The following is a 16689-nucleotide window of genomic DNA, read 5'->3' as shown; positions in this document are numbered from 1 at the left end:
TTTCAAAAGCAAGAAAAAATTTGCTTTTTCTGTTATTCGCCTTTATAGCCCGAACTTTGTAAAATTTCTTTCGCATCTTGCAGTTGCATTACTTGGGGAAGCGAGAGTTTTTTCTTTTCTGCATATTTTTTGAGCATTCGCAGGGCTGTCCAGCGAGCTATTCCCCCTGGACACTCCTGACTAATGGGAAGCGTAAAAGGTGAATCTTCTACATAATCTCTGCGAAACTCGCGGGTAGTATTGAAGAAAACTTGCTTATCTAAGTAGTGTTTCCAAATTAGCTCTCTATTTTGGGCAATATACTGCATTTGCTCGGTAGTGTAGCCCAAAACAAGCGAATCCGCAAGACAGGGTATAACGCTTTGAGCAAAATAATAGGTTTTGGCATAGGCAATCATTTCGTTGAGTACGGTTTTATCCATTGCATTAAAGGCATTGTAGCGATTGCCAATGAGTTCTGCTACAAAGGCAGGAATATTTTGCCATACATATCTGCGAGCTATGTAAGTGGGTATATGCGTTGGGAGCGGGTATTTGTACGTAGGACCCAAAAACCAATCTAAGCCAATTACTAAAATTTCGCCATTAGGAGCATAGAAAATATCCGTAACGGTATTGAGCGGAAAAGAGCCTATGCCCGAAACACTGAAATATACCTTTTCGGGTTCTTTGAAATTAGGATAATAAGCCTTGATACGCTTAAAAATATCAAGAAGTTGGCTTTGGAGTTTTTCCAAAGGAATTATTTTCTCATAATCCATTCGTAAGCTATCCAAATGAGGTTCTTTTGCCATTGAGGCAAGCATTTCTATCATAAAATCTTTTTCTTGGGCTTGTTTGGGGATTTCTCGCTTCTCCCAGCCTTCACGCACCAGATATAACTTATTGTATAGCGGATTTTTTTCCAGAATCAGCTTGATTTCTTCTTCATTTTGGGCGTCTAAAATGGCTTTATCAATGCGTTCAAAAGTAGTTTGGACTTGAATTTTGCTGATATCCACTTCGGGCAAACAAGTGGTTTTCAAAAAGTCATTGATATTGTTTTCTTTTTTTTCTTTACAAGCAAAAAGTATGAGCAAACTGAACAATAAATAGATGTTACGCATAGCGTTTTAAGGTTTCAACGATAATAAAATCAAGTTATTGCAAACGGATACGAGGGTCTATGAAGGTGTAAAGAATATCCACAGCTACCGTGATAAAGATAAAAATAGCGGCTACTATAAGCGTAGAAGCCATAATAACGGGCAAATCTAAGGTGAAAACTGCATTTACGGTTTCATAACCAATGCCTTGATACACAAAAATAGTTTCAACAAAGAAAGAACCGCCAATGAGCGAAGCCAGCCAGCCCGATGCCGAAGTTACCACGGGAATTAGGGCATTTTTGAGGGCGTGTTTGTAAATGAGTTGATTTTTGGGAACACCTTTGGCTCTTGCAGTACGGATGTAGTCTTGCGAAAGAACATCAAGCATTGCACTACGCGTAATTTGTACAATGAGTGAGAGTGGGCGTATACCCAAAGTAAGTGTAGGCAAAATGAGATTTTTCAGGGCAAGTACGCTTTCGCCTGTGTAGGTATCGTAGTCCCAAAGCGAGCCAGTGCCACTTAAACCCAAATATGGACCAAATTTGTATCCAATATAATTGGAAATCAGAGCCGCCGCTACAAAAGATGGCACCGAAAAGCCGAGTGTTGTAACAGGAATAATGGTTCTATCAATCCAAGTACCTTGTCTGCGTGCCGCCACTATTCCCAAAAAAACGCCTACAATTACAGCAAAGCCCATTGCCGAAATGGCTAAAACAATAGTATTCCAAATTCTTTCGTTGATGATTTCGGAAACTCGTTTTTGGGTTTGGAAAGAACGCCTGAAATAGGGAAATTTTGCTACCAGCACATTTTCGCCCATTGGGATTAGTTTGGTGTATCGGTATTTCTCTTGCTCTTCGGGGGTATCTTTATGAATAGAAATGACAGATAAATCTTTGAAATACAGAGCAAGTTGCTCTGGCAAAGGTTTATCCAAGCCCAAATCTTCACGAATAATTTTCAGGGTTACTTCGTCAGTTCTTTGCCCTGCAATCATAGAAACAGGGTCGCCGGGGAGGGCGTGAAAAAGCAAAAATACAACTACCGTGATACCCACCAGCGTAAAAAATCCATAAACTATTCGTCTGATAATGAATTTCAGCATCTTACTCGTAGTTCAAACACCTTTTGCCAAAAATACAAAAAAATCTTTGCGGGCAAAAAATTATAGCAAGAATTGTGTAAAATTTATGAAGGAAGGTTTGAGAAGTTTGAAGTTTGAGCCTCTTAAACTTTAAACGCTTGAAAGCAAGGTTAAGCAAATTTACTCCCAATGTTTCTGTATAATTTTTTGCATTTCTTCAAAAACTGCTCCTGCGGCAATAATTTCCTTGCCAAAAATAAAATCTTGGGCTTTTCCGAAAGTGCCGACTTTGCCACCTGCTTCTTGTACCAAAAGCGAGCCAGCGGCAACGTCCCAAGGGCTTAGATTAAATTCAAAAAAGCCTTCAAAACGCCCACAAGCTACATAAGCCAAATCTACTGCCGCCGAACCCATACGCCGCAAGCCGTGAGAGTGTTGCATTAGTTCATTGAGAATTTTCAGATAAACCTCGTTTTTATCAAACCAATGATATGGAAAGCCCGTAGCAAGCAAAGCCTCTTGAAGTTTAGAAATAGGTGAAACTTGAATTTTTACAGCATTGCAAAATGCCCCCCCGCCTAAGGTAGCATAAAAACACTCTTTACGATTTACTTCATAAACTACGCCCAAAACCATCTGGTTTTCGTGCATCAAACCTATGCTAATGGCAAAAACGGGCAAGCCGTGAATAAAATTCGTAGTGCCGTCCAGGGGGTCTATTATCCAATGCAGTTTTTTTTCAGAAATTTGGTGAGTAGTTTCGTTTTCTTCTGTAATAAAACCTGCTTCGGGGAGCAATTTGTGCAGAGCCTCTACCAAGCGGTTTTCGGCTTCTCTATCTACATAAGAAACCAAATTGTTCAGACCTTTGTACTCGGTAGCTTTTCTATCAAAATTTTGACTTTGTTGGGCGATAAAAAGCCCTACTTTACGGGCAATATCATTGACTTTCGGGCAAAGGGTTTTCCATTCTTGGTTCATTACTGAAATCCTTTAACTACGCCTTGCGTTAGCTCTTCTGCGGTGGCTTCGCGAATATCTACAATTTTACCCTGATAGTGCAGGGTGCGTCCTGCAAGAGGGTGATTGAAGTCCAATGTTACAAATTCACCATCAATTTCAGTAATTACAGCATCAACGGGATAGCCTTCTTCATCTTGCAAAGGTACAATTTCGCCAACTTTCAAATATTCTTGCGGAAAATTGCTTTGTAAAAATTCGCTTATGGGAAACACGACAACCCCTTCTTCGTCATACTCGCCAAAGGCTTCTTGTGGGGGCAGGATAAAATCAAAACTATCACCAACAGCTAATCCAAGCAATTTTTCTTCCATTGCAGGCAAAACAAAATGATTTCCGTACAAAAAACCATAAGGCGTAGAAGCGGGAACGTGTTCTATAACCATTTGGTCATCAAGAGAGGTAATGGTATAAGTGATAAACACTACTTTATCTTTGGCTACTTGCATAAAAAGGAAATTTGAATCTAAAATTTCGCCAAATTTATAGCAAAAAATGCAGAAAGGCAAAAATATCAGTATTTTTTCAGGAAGTTGGTATTGTTTCCTAAATCCTGCTTCCAAATATTATTTAGGGAGAGCTTGTTGTTTTTGTTGTTGGCGTTTGGCTTCTTTTTTCTTTTTACTTTGGAAAAGTTCCCAAAAGGTATTACCTGAGCGTGAGGTTGAAATACTGACACCTGTGGAATTGGCGGTGGTGTTCATAATATTACTACTACCGAAAGTGCTACGATTGTACATTTTGAGTTTGTAGCGACCGTCTTCGGTCATCAGATATTCTACAATCCATTCACCCGTATAGTTAGAGCCTTGTTGTTGGCTATTGAGGCGATTATCGCTAATGATACGCAATCTGCCGTCCATTAGGTTGTAGGCAAATCTTGCTCCCAGCACGGTAGAGTTGTTTTGCCCTGCGGCAATAAGGTCGCCTGCACTAATATCAATTTCTAAATTTTCATCAATTTGCGAAACAATGCTACTAAACTGATTAGAGAGAAACTCGCCGAGAGTTCTGCCCGAAGCGGCACCCACATTGCTGTTGTTGGAGGCAGAGGTAAATTGCCCTAAAATTACCAAGCTACCTACTTGGCGGTTGAGTTCAAGTTCATTGGTTTCAATATCCGATTTTACCTTGAACATAGCGGCTTGCAGAGTTGGATTGGCAATTTGCTTCTCAATATCTTTGAAATCAATGCTAAAAGTAACTTTGGGGGCAAGCAAATCGCCCAAGAGATGAGCTACCACTGCCACAGGGAAGCGGCGAGAAGTTTCAGGATTGATTTCAGTTGGGGGTAGGAAAGCCGTAAAAGAAGTATGAGCATTGTAAGAGGCTTTTACGTCCATATAGGCTTTATAAACATCGCCTTCAAAATAAATTTTGCTACCGGGTAAAATATTGAACTTTTTGCTAATGAGGTTTTTCATTGTGAAAAGGTAGCTACCGTCTGTAATGAGGTAGTCGCCCCAGATGCCAAAATTGCCGCGTTTATCAATACTTAATTGCATAAGCCCTTTGCCTACGCCTTGCATCTTATCACCTGTTTGTCTATCCAATTGTATTTCAAAATAAGCATCTTCGGTTACATTCAGGTTCATATCCAGCTCCAAACCTGTAATTTTTACACTTTTGATTTGCTTTTGCACATTCAAACTATCTTGCTGATTTTCTTTTTCAAAATCCGTAAACTGATAGTAGCTAACTTCCCCTACTTCGCTATACCCATCGAGCGGTAAATAAATTTTTGTGCCTTTGTTGCTGGTAGCATCAACGCGTACATAGAGGTCGGTGGGTTCGCCTTGCATAAGTATTTTACCTGTGGCAATGGCATTGCCATAAAAAAGAGCATTAGGGGTTTCTTTGATTTGCAAAAGTGTAAATTTGTTGAAATCGCCTTCCAAATTCAAAAAGAAATGAGAAAAGTTGTCGTGAGAAATACTGCCGTCAAAAGTTATTTTTTGTTTGTCGCGGTCGTAGAAAGTGAAATGGTCAAATAGAAACTCGTTGTGGCTAATTTCAATTTGGCTATTGGTTTCGTAAGTAGCTCCCAAGAAATCAACTCTAAGTTTGGTATTTTGGAATCTTGCAAAGCCCGAAAGCTCAGGCTTGTGGATTTTACCTGTTATTGCCAAATCTCCCGAAATAGTACCTTCTAATTTGGAAAATAGTCCTTCGGTGAAAGGCTCTACAATGTTGAGTGGTAGGTTGCGTATTTTAGCCAAAAGATTCAAATCTTGATTTTGAGGTTGGTAGTAGCCTGTAAGAAAAAGCACATAATCTTTTCTGTGGTAAATATCGGTGGCAATTTCTAAGATTTTTTGCTCGTTGTTCCAAGCCGATTTGCCGTGCAAATCACCTACTAAAAATTGATTGATAGCCACTGAATCAGCAGTAAATTGTGAGTTGATTTTGATTTGCTCATAGACATCTTGCAGGTCAATATGAGCGTTGAGCGTACCTTTCAGTTTTTGCTTACCCAAAAGTACATTCAGCGTAGCAAGTTGGAAATTTGCAATATCAATATTCAGTTTGTCGCTATCGCTATCAGAGGCAATATTCCCTACAACTTTGATTTCTTGGTTTTCGTTGTAAAGTCCAAATTTTTCAAAGAGGATATTTCCATTTTCAGTGGTAAAAAGGGTGATTTTCCCCTCTTTGCGGAAATGCCAATCTTTCTCTAAAACCTTTACCAAAGACTCATCAAATTCAATTTCTGTTCTGTTGGTATCCAGCGTAATATGCCCTTGCAAATCTGCTTCATTGCTACTATTTTTTTGTTTGATTTTGGCTCTAAAATCAATGATTCCATCTAACCAAATCGCATTGAGGCTTAATTTTTCAGTTTCCATACCGCCCCATTTTTGTTCATTAGAATACACATAAAGTTCGGCAGATACATTGTTGTTCAAACCTTCTTTATAGGCTTCAAATCGGAAACTATTACGCTGAAACTGATTTTTGCCAAAAAGTAGCTTTTCAAAGGGTTTTTCTGTTTTGATAGAAAAGCGAGTTAGCTCGCCGCCTTGCAGTTCGCCTTGCAAAGGTATATCTTGTGAAATACGAAAAGTGCTATCAAAAAGACGAACAAGAGGGTTTATATCAAAAAGATTTATTTTGAAATCAACATTAACCTCTTCATTTTTTTCTTTCTTTTTGGCTTCGTAATAGGCTTTCTGCTTGGCTTCTTCGTTTTTGATACCTAAGATAAGTTCATTCGTGAAAATATTTAAGTTTTTTTGTAATTGGGCAAGTGTAAATTTGCCTTTGAGTTCGGCAGTGATGTATTGAGAGTAAATATCAATAAAGCGATAGCCATAAGGATTTTGCGAAGAGCTAATCATAAGCGAATCGATAGGCAATGTTTTATTTTTGTAATGAATTTTGGCTTCTTTCATCAATACTTCTCCCAAAAAGTTATCTAACTGCAAGTTTTCGCTGTTGATGTGCAGAAAACCTTTGAAAACAAGTGGTTCATTGAAAAGATGTATCTTGAAAAAATCTAAGTTTTCAATATTGGTAGTAATACGCAATTCGGGTTCAGGTTTATTAAAATCCATAGAACCTGTTAGTTGCAGTTGGGCATTTTCATCTTCACTATTGATTTTTCCTTCAAAGGATTTATTTTTGAAATGTCCTTTGAGGTCTATATCGTGATAGGGGTAAGTATTAAATTCAAAAAATTCAATGTGTCCGTCCAAATCAGTATCCAAAGTTTGAATGGTAAAGCCTTTACCTTTTACGTTGGCATCAAGCGAAAGCATTCCCAAGTTCTTTTCCTCTAAAAGCGTACCTATCTGAAAGTTCTGCAAGCGGATATTTCCCTCGTATGCGGGTATTTGCTGATCTTGTTGAATGAAGTAGGTATCTAAATCGGCAGTTCCCAGCAAATCGGACTGCATTTGGCAATTTGCCTTAAAGTCTGTGAAATAACCATCAAAGCGACCTTGCAAGGTAACCGTACCAAATTTTTGTACGTAACGATTGCTGTTCTCGTTCAGGTATTGTTTCAAATCGGGGGTATATACTTGCGTACCTTGTTCCAATTGTAAGGAAGCGAGTACATTTTGAATTTTAGGCAATCCTTCGGCGGTCAGTGAGCCAATGAGTGAAGTATTTTGTCCAATTTTCAAAATAAAATCTGTAAAGCTAAAATTGCTTACCGTACCACTGAAATAACCTTTTATTTTCCAAATATCATCATATTGTTTCAGGTCGGGGGCAAAGAGAGCTAAGTCGCGTGTATGTAGGAGGGTATTGTTTAGGTTGGCTTCTAAGCGTATTTTATCGTTGAAATGTGCAAAGTCTTTGCTATTTTCGTAATTAAAAACAAGGCTATCTCGCAAGGTAGAATTATTGATTTCTGCGTATAGACGATTGAACTGCATAGAATGTTTGTTCATCAGGAAGCGAGTAGTAAAGTTTTTGATAGTAAGCCCTGAAATTTTATCCTCTGCCTTAAGATGCTCCAAGTCAAAAGCAACGGTATCGGCAACAATCAGCATATTTTTCAGGTAGCCGTCTAAATCTGAAAGTTTGAAATGGGCATAGTCAAAACCATTGCGAATAGAATCTTGACGGCTATCGTAGTAAGAAAAACGCATTTTATCCAAACTAACTTCGTCTATGGCAAATACAGGGGCTCTTTCACCGGGTTTTCGTTTTTTCTTTTCTTTGGGAGCAGTGAGGCTATCTATGACAGCAATGAACTCATCAATATTGAGCTGTTTGGTTTCTGGATTTACTACTAAATTTACTTCACCATTTTGCAAAAGAATTTTATCTAAGAAAATATCTTTGCCACGCAGAAAAGTACGCCATTGCAAATCTATTTCTGTTTTTTCTACATCAATCATTACATTACCTTGCCTATCAACGATTTGAAGGTTTTTGAAATAAATATCCTGATTGATAAGGTTTATACGCAATTTTTCAATTTTTACTTCAAAACCCGTTATTTGCGAAAAATAGCGAGAGGCTTTTTGAGCTAAAAAGGTTTGAGTAGCGGGAATAGCTAAAAGTGCCAACAAGAGTATTACAGCGAATACAGGCATTACTACGCCCCATTTGAAACATTTCCAAGCAATTCTAAAAAACTTTCGGGCAATACGCTTCTTTTGAGCTTTTTTTACTTGCTCAGCACTAAATTCGGTCTGTTCTATTGCCGATTTTTGAGGTTCAATATCTTGCTTGGTTACGCTCAAATCTTTAATTTTGCGTTTGTTGCTTTATTATGAAGTTATAGAAAATATTTTGAACAAAAGCCTATTCGGCTTCAAAGGAGTAAGAGCTTCAAACTTCAAACTCTTAAACTTTCCACCTAAAACATCATACATTTTACGCTCAATTTCTATGCCAACATACATTTTAGCGATAGAATCTTCTTGCGATGAAACTTCTGCTTCTGTGGCACAAGATAGCAAAATTCTTTCAAATATCATAGCCAGCCAAGAAATTCACCAAAAATATGGGGGAGTAGTGCCAGAACTTGCCTCGCGAGAGCATCAGAAAAATATTGTAGCTGTGGTAGAAGCGGCTCTGCAAGAAGCCAAAGTAAGCAAAAATGAGCTAAATGCCATTGCATTTACACGCGGACCCGGACTTTTAGGCTCGCTTTTGGTTGGTGTTTCTTTTGCGAAAGCTATGGCACTGGCTTTGGATATTCCTCTCATTGAGGTCAATCATATGCAGGCTCACGTACTTGCTCATTTTATTGATGAACCCAAACCTACTTTTCCGTTTTTGTGTCTTACGGTTAGTGGGGGGCATACGCAAATTGTTTGGGTTAAAGATTACTTGCAAATGGAAGTTTTGGGTGAAACCCAAGATGATGCCGTAGGCGAAGCCTTTGATAAAACTGCTAAACTACTGGGCTTGCCCTATCCGGGCGGTCCTATGATTGATAAATTGGCTCAAAAGGGTAACCCTTTGGCTTTTAGTTTTCCTAAAAGCGAAATGCCTCGTTTGGACTTCTCTTTCAGTGGGGTGAAAACGGCTATTTTATACTTTTTACAAAAGCAAACTGCTCAAAATCCTAAATTTGTTGAGGAAAACTTGCCCGATATTTGTGCCAGTGTTCAGCATACACTCGTAGAAATGCTTTTGGATAAACTGCGTAAAGCCGCCCAAGAAATGAACTGCAAGCAAATAGCTATAGCGGGAGGAGTTTCTGCTAATTCGTATTTGCGAAAAAAATTGCAAGAGGAGGCTCAAAAAAGGAATTGGCAAGTGTTTATACCTGCTTTTGAGTATTGCACCGATAACGCCGCAATGATTGCCATTGCCGCTTACTACAAATATCTGCAAAAAGACTTTGTTTCACAAAATGTAGGGGCATTAGCAAGATGGGATATCTAACTATCCGCCGTTCAACATTTCTTTGGCTTCTCGCTCACGCATACGGCGTTTTTCTTCTTCTACTTTCTTGATTTTTTCAGCTTTGATTTGTTCAGGCGATTTCAGACCTGTGCCTTTACAGCGACTACAAGGCATAACGCCTGAACCTTTACATTTATCACAAAGTCCTGTTCCTTTGCAAATGCGGCATTTGCCGTCTGTACATTCGGGGCAACCTTCTAGATGGTCAAATTTGAGATATTCTACTTTTTCTTTGTACATAGTGCCATCGCAATGGATGCATTTTTGATAGCCTTTGCAAGCGGAGCATTTGCCTCCATAGCAATACAAACCGTCGCAGAACTTATCGTGTTTGTAGCCTTTGCAACGAGGACAAGTGGAATCAATGATAATAGATTGTTCCAAAAGCTGTTCTAACGTGAGTGCAGAATCGGCAGGATTTTTAGGAGGTTTGTAGGGTTTAACGATTTTATTTTTTCTCGTTGTGTCTTTTTGAGCTTTTTGTTCAGGCTTGGCAATCGTATTTTTTTGTGGAGTAGATTTGTTAGGGTTTGTTTTGGCATCTTTCAAGGCATTAGGTTTGCTTTGGTTCGGCTTTTGTACTTGCCCCCAAGCAAATTGAAAAAGTAAGCAAAAAATAAACAAATACGAGCAAGTTTTCATAAATGCAGTTTTGACAAAAATATCAAATTCCCAAGACTTATCCTAATGCTTTCTTGATTTTTTCGGCGTTTTCAATAACATCTGTTACATCAATACTCAGCCCTGTAATACCAATAATTTGGTTGTGTTCGTCGTAGGTAGGCTGATAGGCTACTTTCCAATACTTGCCGTCCAGTTTCAGAACATCTACCAAACTTTCACCTCGCAAGGCTCGACGTATGTTTTCAATGGCTTTTGGGTTTTTTTCAAAAAATTCAAAAGCATTACGAGTTTTTAATTTTTTGGCTTGCAAGCCCATAGCTTTCAGGGCATATTTGCTTGGTAAAATAAAAAAACCCTTCTTATCAATTACAAATGGCACAATGTGTTCATTATTGATGATTTGCTTCAAGCGAAAATTTTCTTCCTTAATGCTCAAATGCTCATCAACTAACCTTTCGCCAATTTTTTCTATAAGCTCAAAATCTTCCATAAAGCAGTATGCGTTGTTGTTGGTTTGCAAAGTACAAATTTCACACCAATCAATGAATATTTGTTGGTATTTTTTCAAAAAACACTTTGCCAAAGGCTTTTGTTCGCTACAAACTCCAATAATTCATTTGCTTGATTTTCTTTCGGAAACTGCCCTTAATATCTACAAAAAGTGTTTTTTCTTTTGCCCAAGCCAAAAAATCTGTTTCTTGCAAAGCCAAATATTTCTGATGATTGACAGCTACTACAATAACATCATATTTGCCCTGTGGCTCAGGTTGTAATTGCAATCCGTATTCGTGAGCAAATTCTTTTTCATCAGCCATATAATCTACTGCGTGAGCCTGTAAGCCAAATTCTTGCAATTCACGGATAATATCCACCACTTTGGTATTGCGAATGTCGCTTACATTTTCTTTGAAAGTAACACCCAAAATAAGCACTCTTGCTTCTTGGGGGTTTGTACCCTGTTGAATAATTTTCTGAACTATTTTTTTTGCAATATATGCTCCCATTCCATCATTGATGGTTCTACCGCTCAAAATAACGGCAGGTGTATAGCCCAATTCTTTGGCTTTGTAGGTGAGATAGTAAGGATCTACTCCAATGCAATGCCCTCCTACAAGTCCGGGCACAAATTTGAGAAAATTCCACTTGGTACCTGCCGCCGCCAGCACTTCGTAGGTGTTGATTTGCATTTTGTCAAAAATAATAGAAAGCTCATTCATTAAAGCGATGTTCAAATCTCTTTGGGTGTTTTCAATGATTTTTGCCGCTTCGGCAACTTTGATACTACTTGCCCTATGCACGCCTACACGTACTACCAATTCATAGACTTGGGCTATTTGCTCCAAACTTTCTTCATCACAACCCGAAACTACTTTGACAATATTTTCCAAAGTGTGTTCCTTATCGCCTGGGTTGATTCGTTCAGGGGAGTAACCTACCTTGAAATCTTCGCAAAATTTCAGATTTGAGTATTTTTCTAAAATCGGAACGCAATCCTCTTCGGTACAGCCCGGATATACCGTAGATTCAAAAACTACGTAATCCCCTTTTTTCAAAACTTTTCCTACGCTTTCCGAAGCGGAAAGTAGCGGCTTCAAATCGGGTTGGCAGTGTTCGTCAATAGGAGTGGGTACAGCAACAATAAAAAATTGAGCTTTGTGTAAATCTGCCAATTGGCAAGTAAATTCAATATCACAGCCCTCAAAGGCTTCTTTGGGTAGCTCGCGACTGGGGTCTTGATGATTTTTGAGCATAGCAATACGCTCGGCATTGATATCAAAACCTATTACTTTCAGTTGTTTGGCAAAAGCCAAAGCTATGGGAAGCCCCACATAGCCCAAACCAATTACGGCTAAGTTGGCTTGCTTTTCCAGAAGTTGTTTGTAAATAGTCATAATTGCAGTTTCAGGAGTTCAATTGGGAAGTTTTTGCAGTTTAGCGAATCATTTTTTCAATGGGCACTACCAAAATACCTTCTGCTCCTGCGGCTTTGAGGCTTTCAATAATTTCCCAGAAGTCATCTTCGTGAATAACCGAATGTACCGAACACCAGCCGTCTATCGCCAAAGGCAAGATTGTGGGGCTTTTCATTCCGGGCAGAATTTGCACAATTTTATCCAAAGCATTTTTCGGAGCATTGAGCAAGATGTATTTATTTTTTTTGGCATTCTGAACAGCGTGTATGCGGAAGAGTAATTTTTCCAAAATTTTCTGTTTTTCAGCAGAAATATTCGGATTGCCAATAAGCACAGCTTCCGAATGAAAAACGACTTCTACTTCTTTCAAGCCATTACTCATCAGTGTACTGCCCGAGCTGACAATATCGCAGATAGCTTCTGCCAAACCAATGCTGGGAGCGATTTCAACCGAGCCACTAATTTCGTGAATACGAGCCGAAATTTGATTTTTTTGCAAGAAGTTTCCCAAAATACGTGGATACGAGGTAGCAATATCAATTCCTTGTAAATCTTGCAAACCTTTATATTCTTTGCCTTTCGGAACAGCCACTGAAAGCCTACATTTAGAAAAGCCCAAACGCTCAATAAGGCGTACTTCTTGGTTTTTTTCAACCATTACATTTTCGCCAATAATGCCAATATCAGCCACTCCATCAGCTACGTAGCCGGGTATGTCATCATCTCGTAAAAAGAGAAATTCGGCGGGAAAATTACTTGCTTCGGATTTGAGCTTGCCTGTGCCATTCTGAAAATCAATGCCACATTCTTTGATAAGAGCCAAAGAACTTTCGCTCAATCGCCCTGACTTTTGTAATGCGATGCGTAAAATACTCATAGCGAGGTATATTGATTTAGTTGTAAATGTTTAGAAGGTTTTAGGTTTAATGGTTTGAAGTTCAAAAGTTTTAAGTTCAAAAAAAAAAACAAAATTTTTGCTGAAAGTCCTAAATACTTTCAAGCAAACGCACAAAATTAAGTATATCTTGTAGAATTGCAAAAAATTGTAAATTGCAAGGCAATTGAGAAACCTATGAATACACCTATTTTCAAGACTGCTGAAACGCTTTTGCCTGCTGTGGTGCAAGATTTTTATACCCAAAAAGTTTTGATGCTTGGGTATATGAATGAAGAAGCCTATCAAAAAACCCTTGCAGAAGGCATAGTTACCTTTTTTAGTCGGAGCAAGCAAAGACTTTGGACAAAAGGTGAAACTTCGGGCAACTTCCTGAAAGTAAAAGAAATACGCATAGATTGCGACCAAGATACTATTCTTATCAAAGCTGAGCCCCAAGGAGTGGTTTGCCATACAGGAGCCGATACTTGCTTTGATGAGCAAAATAAAAGTAACTTACATTTTTTAGAATACTTGCAAAATGTAATTCGGGAACGCAAAAATCAAATTCCTGAAACCTCTTATACCGCCTCACTTTTTGCCAAAGGTATCAATAAAATTGCACAAAAAGTGGGCGAGGAAGCAGTAGAACTGATTATTGAAGCCAAAGACCAAAATCAAGAACTTTTTTTGGGTGAAGCCGCCGATTTACTGTTTCATTATTTGGTACTTTTAGAAGCCAAAAATCTTTCTTTGAGCCAAGTGATTGAGGTTTTAGAGCGTAGGCATCTTAAAAAAACGCAATAATTTTTTTCGTTTTTTGAGTTTTTTTACATTTTTGAACCCTTGAAATCCAAATTTTTGAAGCAATGAAGTTATTAGAAAACAAAGTAGCCCTCATTACAGGGGCTTCCAAAGGCATTGGCAGAGCCATAGCCAAAGAATTTGCCAAACAAGGGGCAAAAGTAGCCTTTACGTACCTTTCTAGTGTAGAAAAAGGGCAGGCTTTGGAAAATGAATTGCAAGCCGAAGGGGTTTTTGCCAAAGGCTATCGCTCCGATGCCTCCGACTATAAACAAGCCGAAGAACTTGTCAATCAGGTTTTACAGGATTTTGGCACGGTGGATATTTTGGTCAATAATGCGGGTATTACCCAGGACGGCTTGCTTTTGCGTATGACCGAAGAGCAATGGGATAAGGTTATCAATATCAATTTGAAGTCGGTTTTTAACCTTACCAAAGCTGTTTTGAAGCCAATGATGAAGGCTAAAAATGGCTCAATCATCAATATCACTTCGGTAGTGGGTATTCGTGGCAATGCAGGACAAGCCAACTACGCCTCCTCCAAAGCAGGAATTATTGGATTTACCAAATCGGTAGCCTTGGAACTCGGCTCACGAAATATTCGCTCCAATGCTGTGGCTCCGGGCTTTATAGAAACAGAAATGACCCACGAACTTGCCAACAAAGAAGAATGGCTCAATCAAATCCCGCTGAAAAGAGGAGGAAAAGCAGAAGAAGTTGCCCAAGCCTGTGTATTTTTAGCCTCTGATATGTCGTCTTATATTACAGGGCAAGTGATACAAGTAGATGGTGGTATGCTGACCTAAATACGTAGCGGCTTTGTTTTTTTGATAAAAATCTGAAACTTATCATTTTTTGTGGCAAATCTATACGAAGTTGCTCTACATTTAGCCGAAGGCATTGGGGGAGTGATAGCTCGCAGATTGCTGGCTCGTTTTGGTACAGCTGAGGAAGTTTTTAAGGCAAAAAAAAGCCAAATCCTGAAAGTAGAAGGTATTGGAAGCAAAATAGGAGAGGAGTTTTTACGAAAGCAAACCCAATTGCTCCAAGATGCTGAAAAAGAACTTCATAATGCCCAAAAGCTAAATGTAGAGCTGATTTTTTTCACCGATAGCCACTATCCTGTACGCCTGAAACAAATAGAAGATGCTCCTATTTTGTTGTATCAGAAGGGTGTAACCTCTTTGAATGAAGATAAACACATTGCCATCGTAGGCACGCGTAATGCAACGCAGTACGGCAGAGAGTTTATTGAGCAATTTATCGCTGAAATCAAGCCCTACAATCCGCTTATTATCAGCGGAATGGCGTATGGTATTGATATTGCGGCTCACAGAGAGGCACTGAAACATAAACTTTTAACCCTTGGTATTATGGCGAATGGCTTGGATACGGTGTATCCTGCGGTTCATCAGGCTACGGCTTTGCAAATACTTGAAAATGAAGGGGCTTTACTTTCCGAAACTCCTCTTTATACCAAATTAGACCCTCGCAGATTCCCTGCACGGAATCGTATTATTGCCGCACTTGCCGATTTGGTTTTGGTAGTTGAAAGTAAAAAGAAAGGTGGTGCATTAGTAACAGCCCAATACGCTAATGACTACAATCGTGAAGTAGGGGCGGTACCAGGTAGCGTGTGGCAAGAAACCTCACAGGGTTGTCATTGGCTTATTCGCAAGAACTTGGCTCATTTGGTTACTTCGGCAAACGATATAGCCGAAATTATGAACTGGGATATTGCCAAAAAACGTGAGCAAAAGATTGCTTTCAAAACTTTGGAAAGTTTAGAACTATCTGAAAAAGAAAAAGCTATTTTGAAATTGCTTACCGAACGCAATCAGGCGAGCATTGACGAAATAAGTTTAGCCTTGTCGTACTCGCTCAACGAACTTGCTGTTGTGCTTTTAGATTTAGAAATGAAAGATTTAATCGTAGCTTTGCCCGGTAAGCGTTTCGCTCTTAAAAAATCTCTTGTATGAGTATTGTAAAATCGCCACTTGTACCTGATGAACCCGTAAGACCTATTCAAACACTTTCAGTAGCTCAAATTGTTGAGAGTTATCAAAAAAATTTAGGTGTTGATGTGGCAAGGTATTTTGCCAATATTCAAAACATACAAATTTGTGAAGGGCAAGATTCTACTATCAATTTTTATTTTCCAACCATTGCGGGCGATGAAAAATTCTACGCAGAAATATCAGAAAAATATACAGGTTACTATCAAACTTGGAAATGGGAACACGAGATAGCTTGGCAATTTATTAAACCCCAGCAAAAAGTTTTAGAAATAGGTTGCGGCAATGGTTATTTTTTAGAAAAAATAAAAAATGAGAAAGGAGGAGAAGTGATAGGCTTAGAGTTTAATCCGAAAGCTATTGAATTTGCTCAAAAAAAAGGTTTGCAAGTTCAGGCGGAAAGTATTGAAAGTTTTTGCCAAACCAATCAAGAAAAATTTGATGCAGTCTGTGCTTTTCAGGTTTTAGAACATATAACTGATGCCAAAACTTTTTTAGAAAGTGCCTTGCAAACACTTAAAAAAGGAGGGTATTTGTGCATAGGTGTTCCGAATAACGATTCTTATCTTTATGCCAAAGATACGTATCAATCGCTCAATTTACCACCTCATCATACCTTGCTTTGGCGAGAAAGTTCCCTTCACTACGTAGCTCGTATGTTTGATTTAGATGTAAAATTTTTCAAAGAGCCAGTGCAACCTATTCACAAGAGTTTAGCATATCGGTTGTGGCTCAAAGAAAAGTTACCTGCTATGGCAGATATTATATGGAAAACAACCCGCTGGCTTGTGAAAATGTTACCTATTTTATCTTATGGTGGTGTAATTGTGGCTATTTATCAAAAAAGATAGTAGTTGTTTAGGTATAGCTTGCAGTAAGGAAACAGGCA

Annotated in this window: 14 protein-coding genes; 5 read left to right on the top strand and 9 right to left on the bottom strand. The window is 38.7% G+C overall.

The features are described 5' to 3' along the window. Positions 1-32: 32 nt before the first annotated feature. The 5 genes from ACWITO_RS01360 to ACWITO_RS01340 form a co-directional block, all read right to left on the bottom strand. On the bottom strand, positions 33-1106 hold the full coding sequence (locus ACWITO_RS01360; protein WP_448528215.1) for a gliding motility protein GldB-related protein: 1074 nt from the start codon (positions 1104-1106) through the stop codon (positions 33-35). A 34-nt stretch (positions 1107-1140) separates the two neighbouring features. Next, positions 1141-2199 (bottom strand): ABC transporter permease, encoded by a 1059-nt coding sequence (locus ACWITO_RS01355; RefSeq protein WP_448528214.1) that lies wholly within the window; start codon positions 2197-2199, stop codon positions 1141-1143. Between the two features lie 159 nt (positions 2200-2358). Continuing rightward, positions 2359-3159 (bottom strand): inositol monophosphatase family protein, encoded by an 801-nt coding sequence (locus ACWITO_RS01350; RefSeq protein ID WP_448528213.1) that lies wholly within the window; start codon positions 3157-3159, stop codon positions 2359-2361. Then, positions 3159-3647: an FKBP-type peptidyl-prolyl cis-trans isomerase gene (locus tag ACWITO_RS01345; RefSeq protein ID WP_448528212.1), complete on the bottom strand. Its 489-nt coding sequence runs from the start codon at positions 3645-3647 to the stop codon at positions 3159-3161. Before ACWITO_RS01345 ends, ACWITO_RS01350 begins: the two co-directional genes overlap by 1 nt. Before the next feature lie 117 nt (positions 3648-3764). Further along, a complete protein-coding gene (locus ACWITO_RS01340) occupies positions 3765-8396 on the bottom strand; it encodes a translocation/assembly module TamB domain-containing protein (RefSeq protein WP_448528211.1) in 4632 nt (1543 codons plus the stop codon). Between the two features lie 148 nt (positions 8397-8544). On the opposite strand from ACWITO_RS01340, the gene tsaD reads away from it, so the two are divergent. Beyond that, complete coding sequence (gene tsaD, locus ACWITO_RS01335) at positions 8545-9549, top strand: tRNA (adenosine(37)-N6)-threonylcarbamoyltransferase complex transferase subunit TsaD (protein WP_448528210.1); 1005 nt, start codon at positions 8545-8547, stop codon at positions 9547-9549. Here tsaD and ACWITO_RS01330 read toward each other — a convergent pair whose 3' ends face one another. From ACWITO_RS01330 to hisG, 4 genes are all read right to left on the bottom strand, one after another. Further along, positions 9550-10212: a hypothetical protein gene (locus tag ACWITO_RS01330; protein WP_448528209.1), complete on the bottom strand. Its 663-nt coding sequence runs from the start codon at positions 10210-10212 to the stop codon at positions 9550-9552. A 37-nt stretch (positions 10213-10249) separates the two neighbouring features. Next, the gene (locus ACWITO_RS01325) at positions 10250-10684 is read right to left on the bottom strand and encodes a PAS domain S-box protein (RefSeq protein WP_448528208.1); all 435 of its coding nucleotides are present in this window, start codon (positions 10682-10684) and stop codon (positions 10250-10252) included. Positions 10685-10790: 106 nt separating this feature from the next. Next, entirely contained in the window at positions 10791-12086 is a 1296-nt protein-coding gene (locus ACWITO_RS01320; protein ID WP_448528207.1) for a nucleotide sugar dehydrogenase, read from the bottom strand. 40 nt (positions 12087-12126) lie between these two features. After that, positions 12127-12984 carry an ATP phosphoribosyltransferase gene (gene hisG / locus ACWITO_RS01315; protein ID WP_448528206.1) on the bottom strand — a complete coding sequence of 286 codons (858 nt, stop codon included), beginning with the start codon at positions 12982-12984 and terminating at the stop codon, positions 12127-12129. A gap of 195 nt (positions 12985-13179) precedes the next feature. Between hisG and hisIE the strand changes: the two genes are divergently transcribed. The 4 genes from hisIE (at position 13180) to ACWITO_RS01295 (ending at position 16651) form a co-directional block, all read left to right on the top strand. Beyond that, a complete protein-coding gene (gene hisIE, locus ACWITO_RS01310; RefSeq protein ID WP_448528205.1) occupies positions 13180-13788 on the top strand; it encodes a bifunctional phosphoribosyl-AMP cyclohydrolase/phosphoribosyl-ATP diphosphatase HisIE in 609 nt (202 codons plus the stop codon). A gap of 62 nt (positions 13789-13850) precedes the next feature. Further along, positions 13851-14591: a 3-oxoacyl-[acyl-carrier-protein] reductase gene (gene fabG, locus ACWITO_RS01305; protein WP_448528204.1), complete on the top strand. Its 741-nt coding sequence runs from the start codon at positions 13851-13853 to the stop codon at positions 14589-14591. 51 nt (positions 14592-14642) lie between these two features. Next, entirely contained in the window at positions 14643-15764 is a 1122-nt protein-coding gene (gene dprA, locus ACWITO_RS01300; protein ID WP_448528203.1) for a DNA-processing protein DprA, read from the top strand. Next, the gene (locus ACWITO_RS01295; RefSeq protein WP_448528202.1) at positions 15761-16651 is read left to right on the top strand and encodes a class I SAM-dependent methyltransferase; all 891 of its coding nucleotides are present in this window, start codon (positions 15761-15763) and stop codon (positions 16649-16651) included. Before dprA ends, ACWITO_RS01295 begins: the two co-directional genes overlap by 4 nt. Positions 16652-16689 lie beyond the last annotated feature (38 nt).

This window comes from Raineya sp. (assembly GCF_053497555.1).
This window is presented reverse-complemented; position numbering and strand designations above follow the sequence as displayed.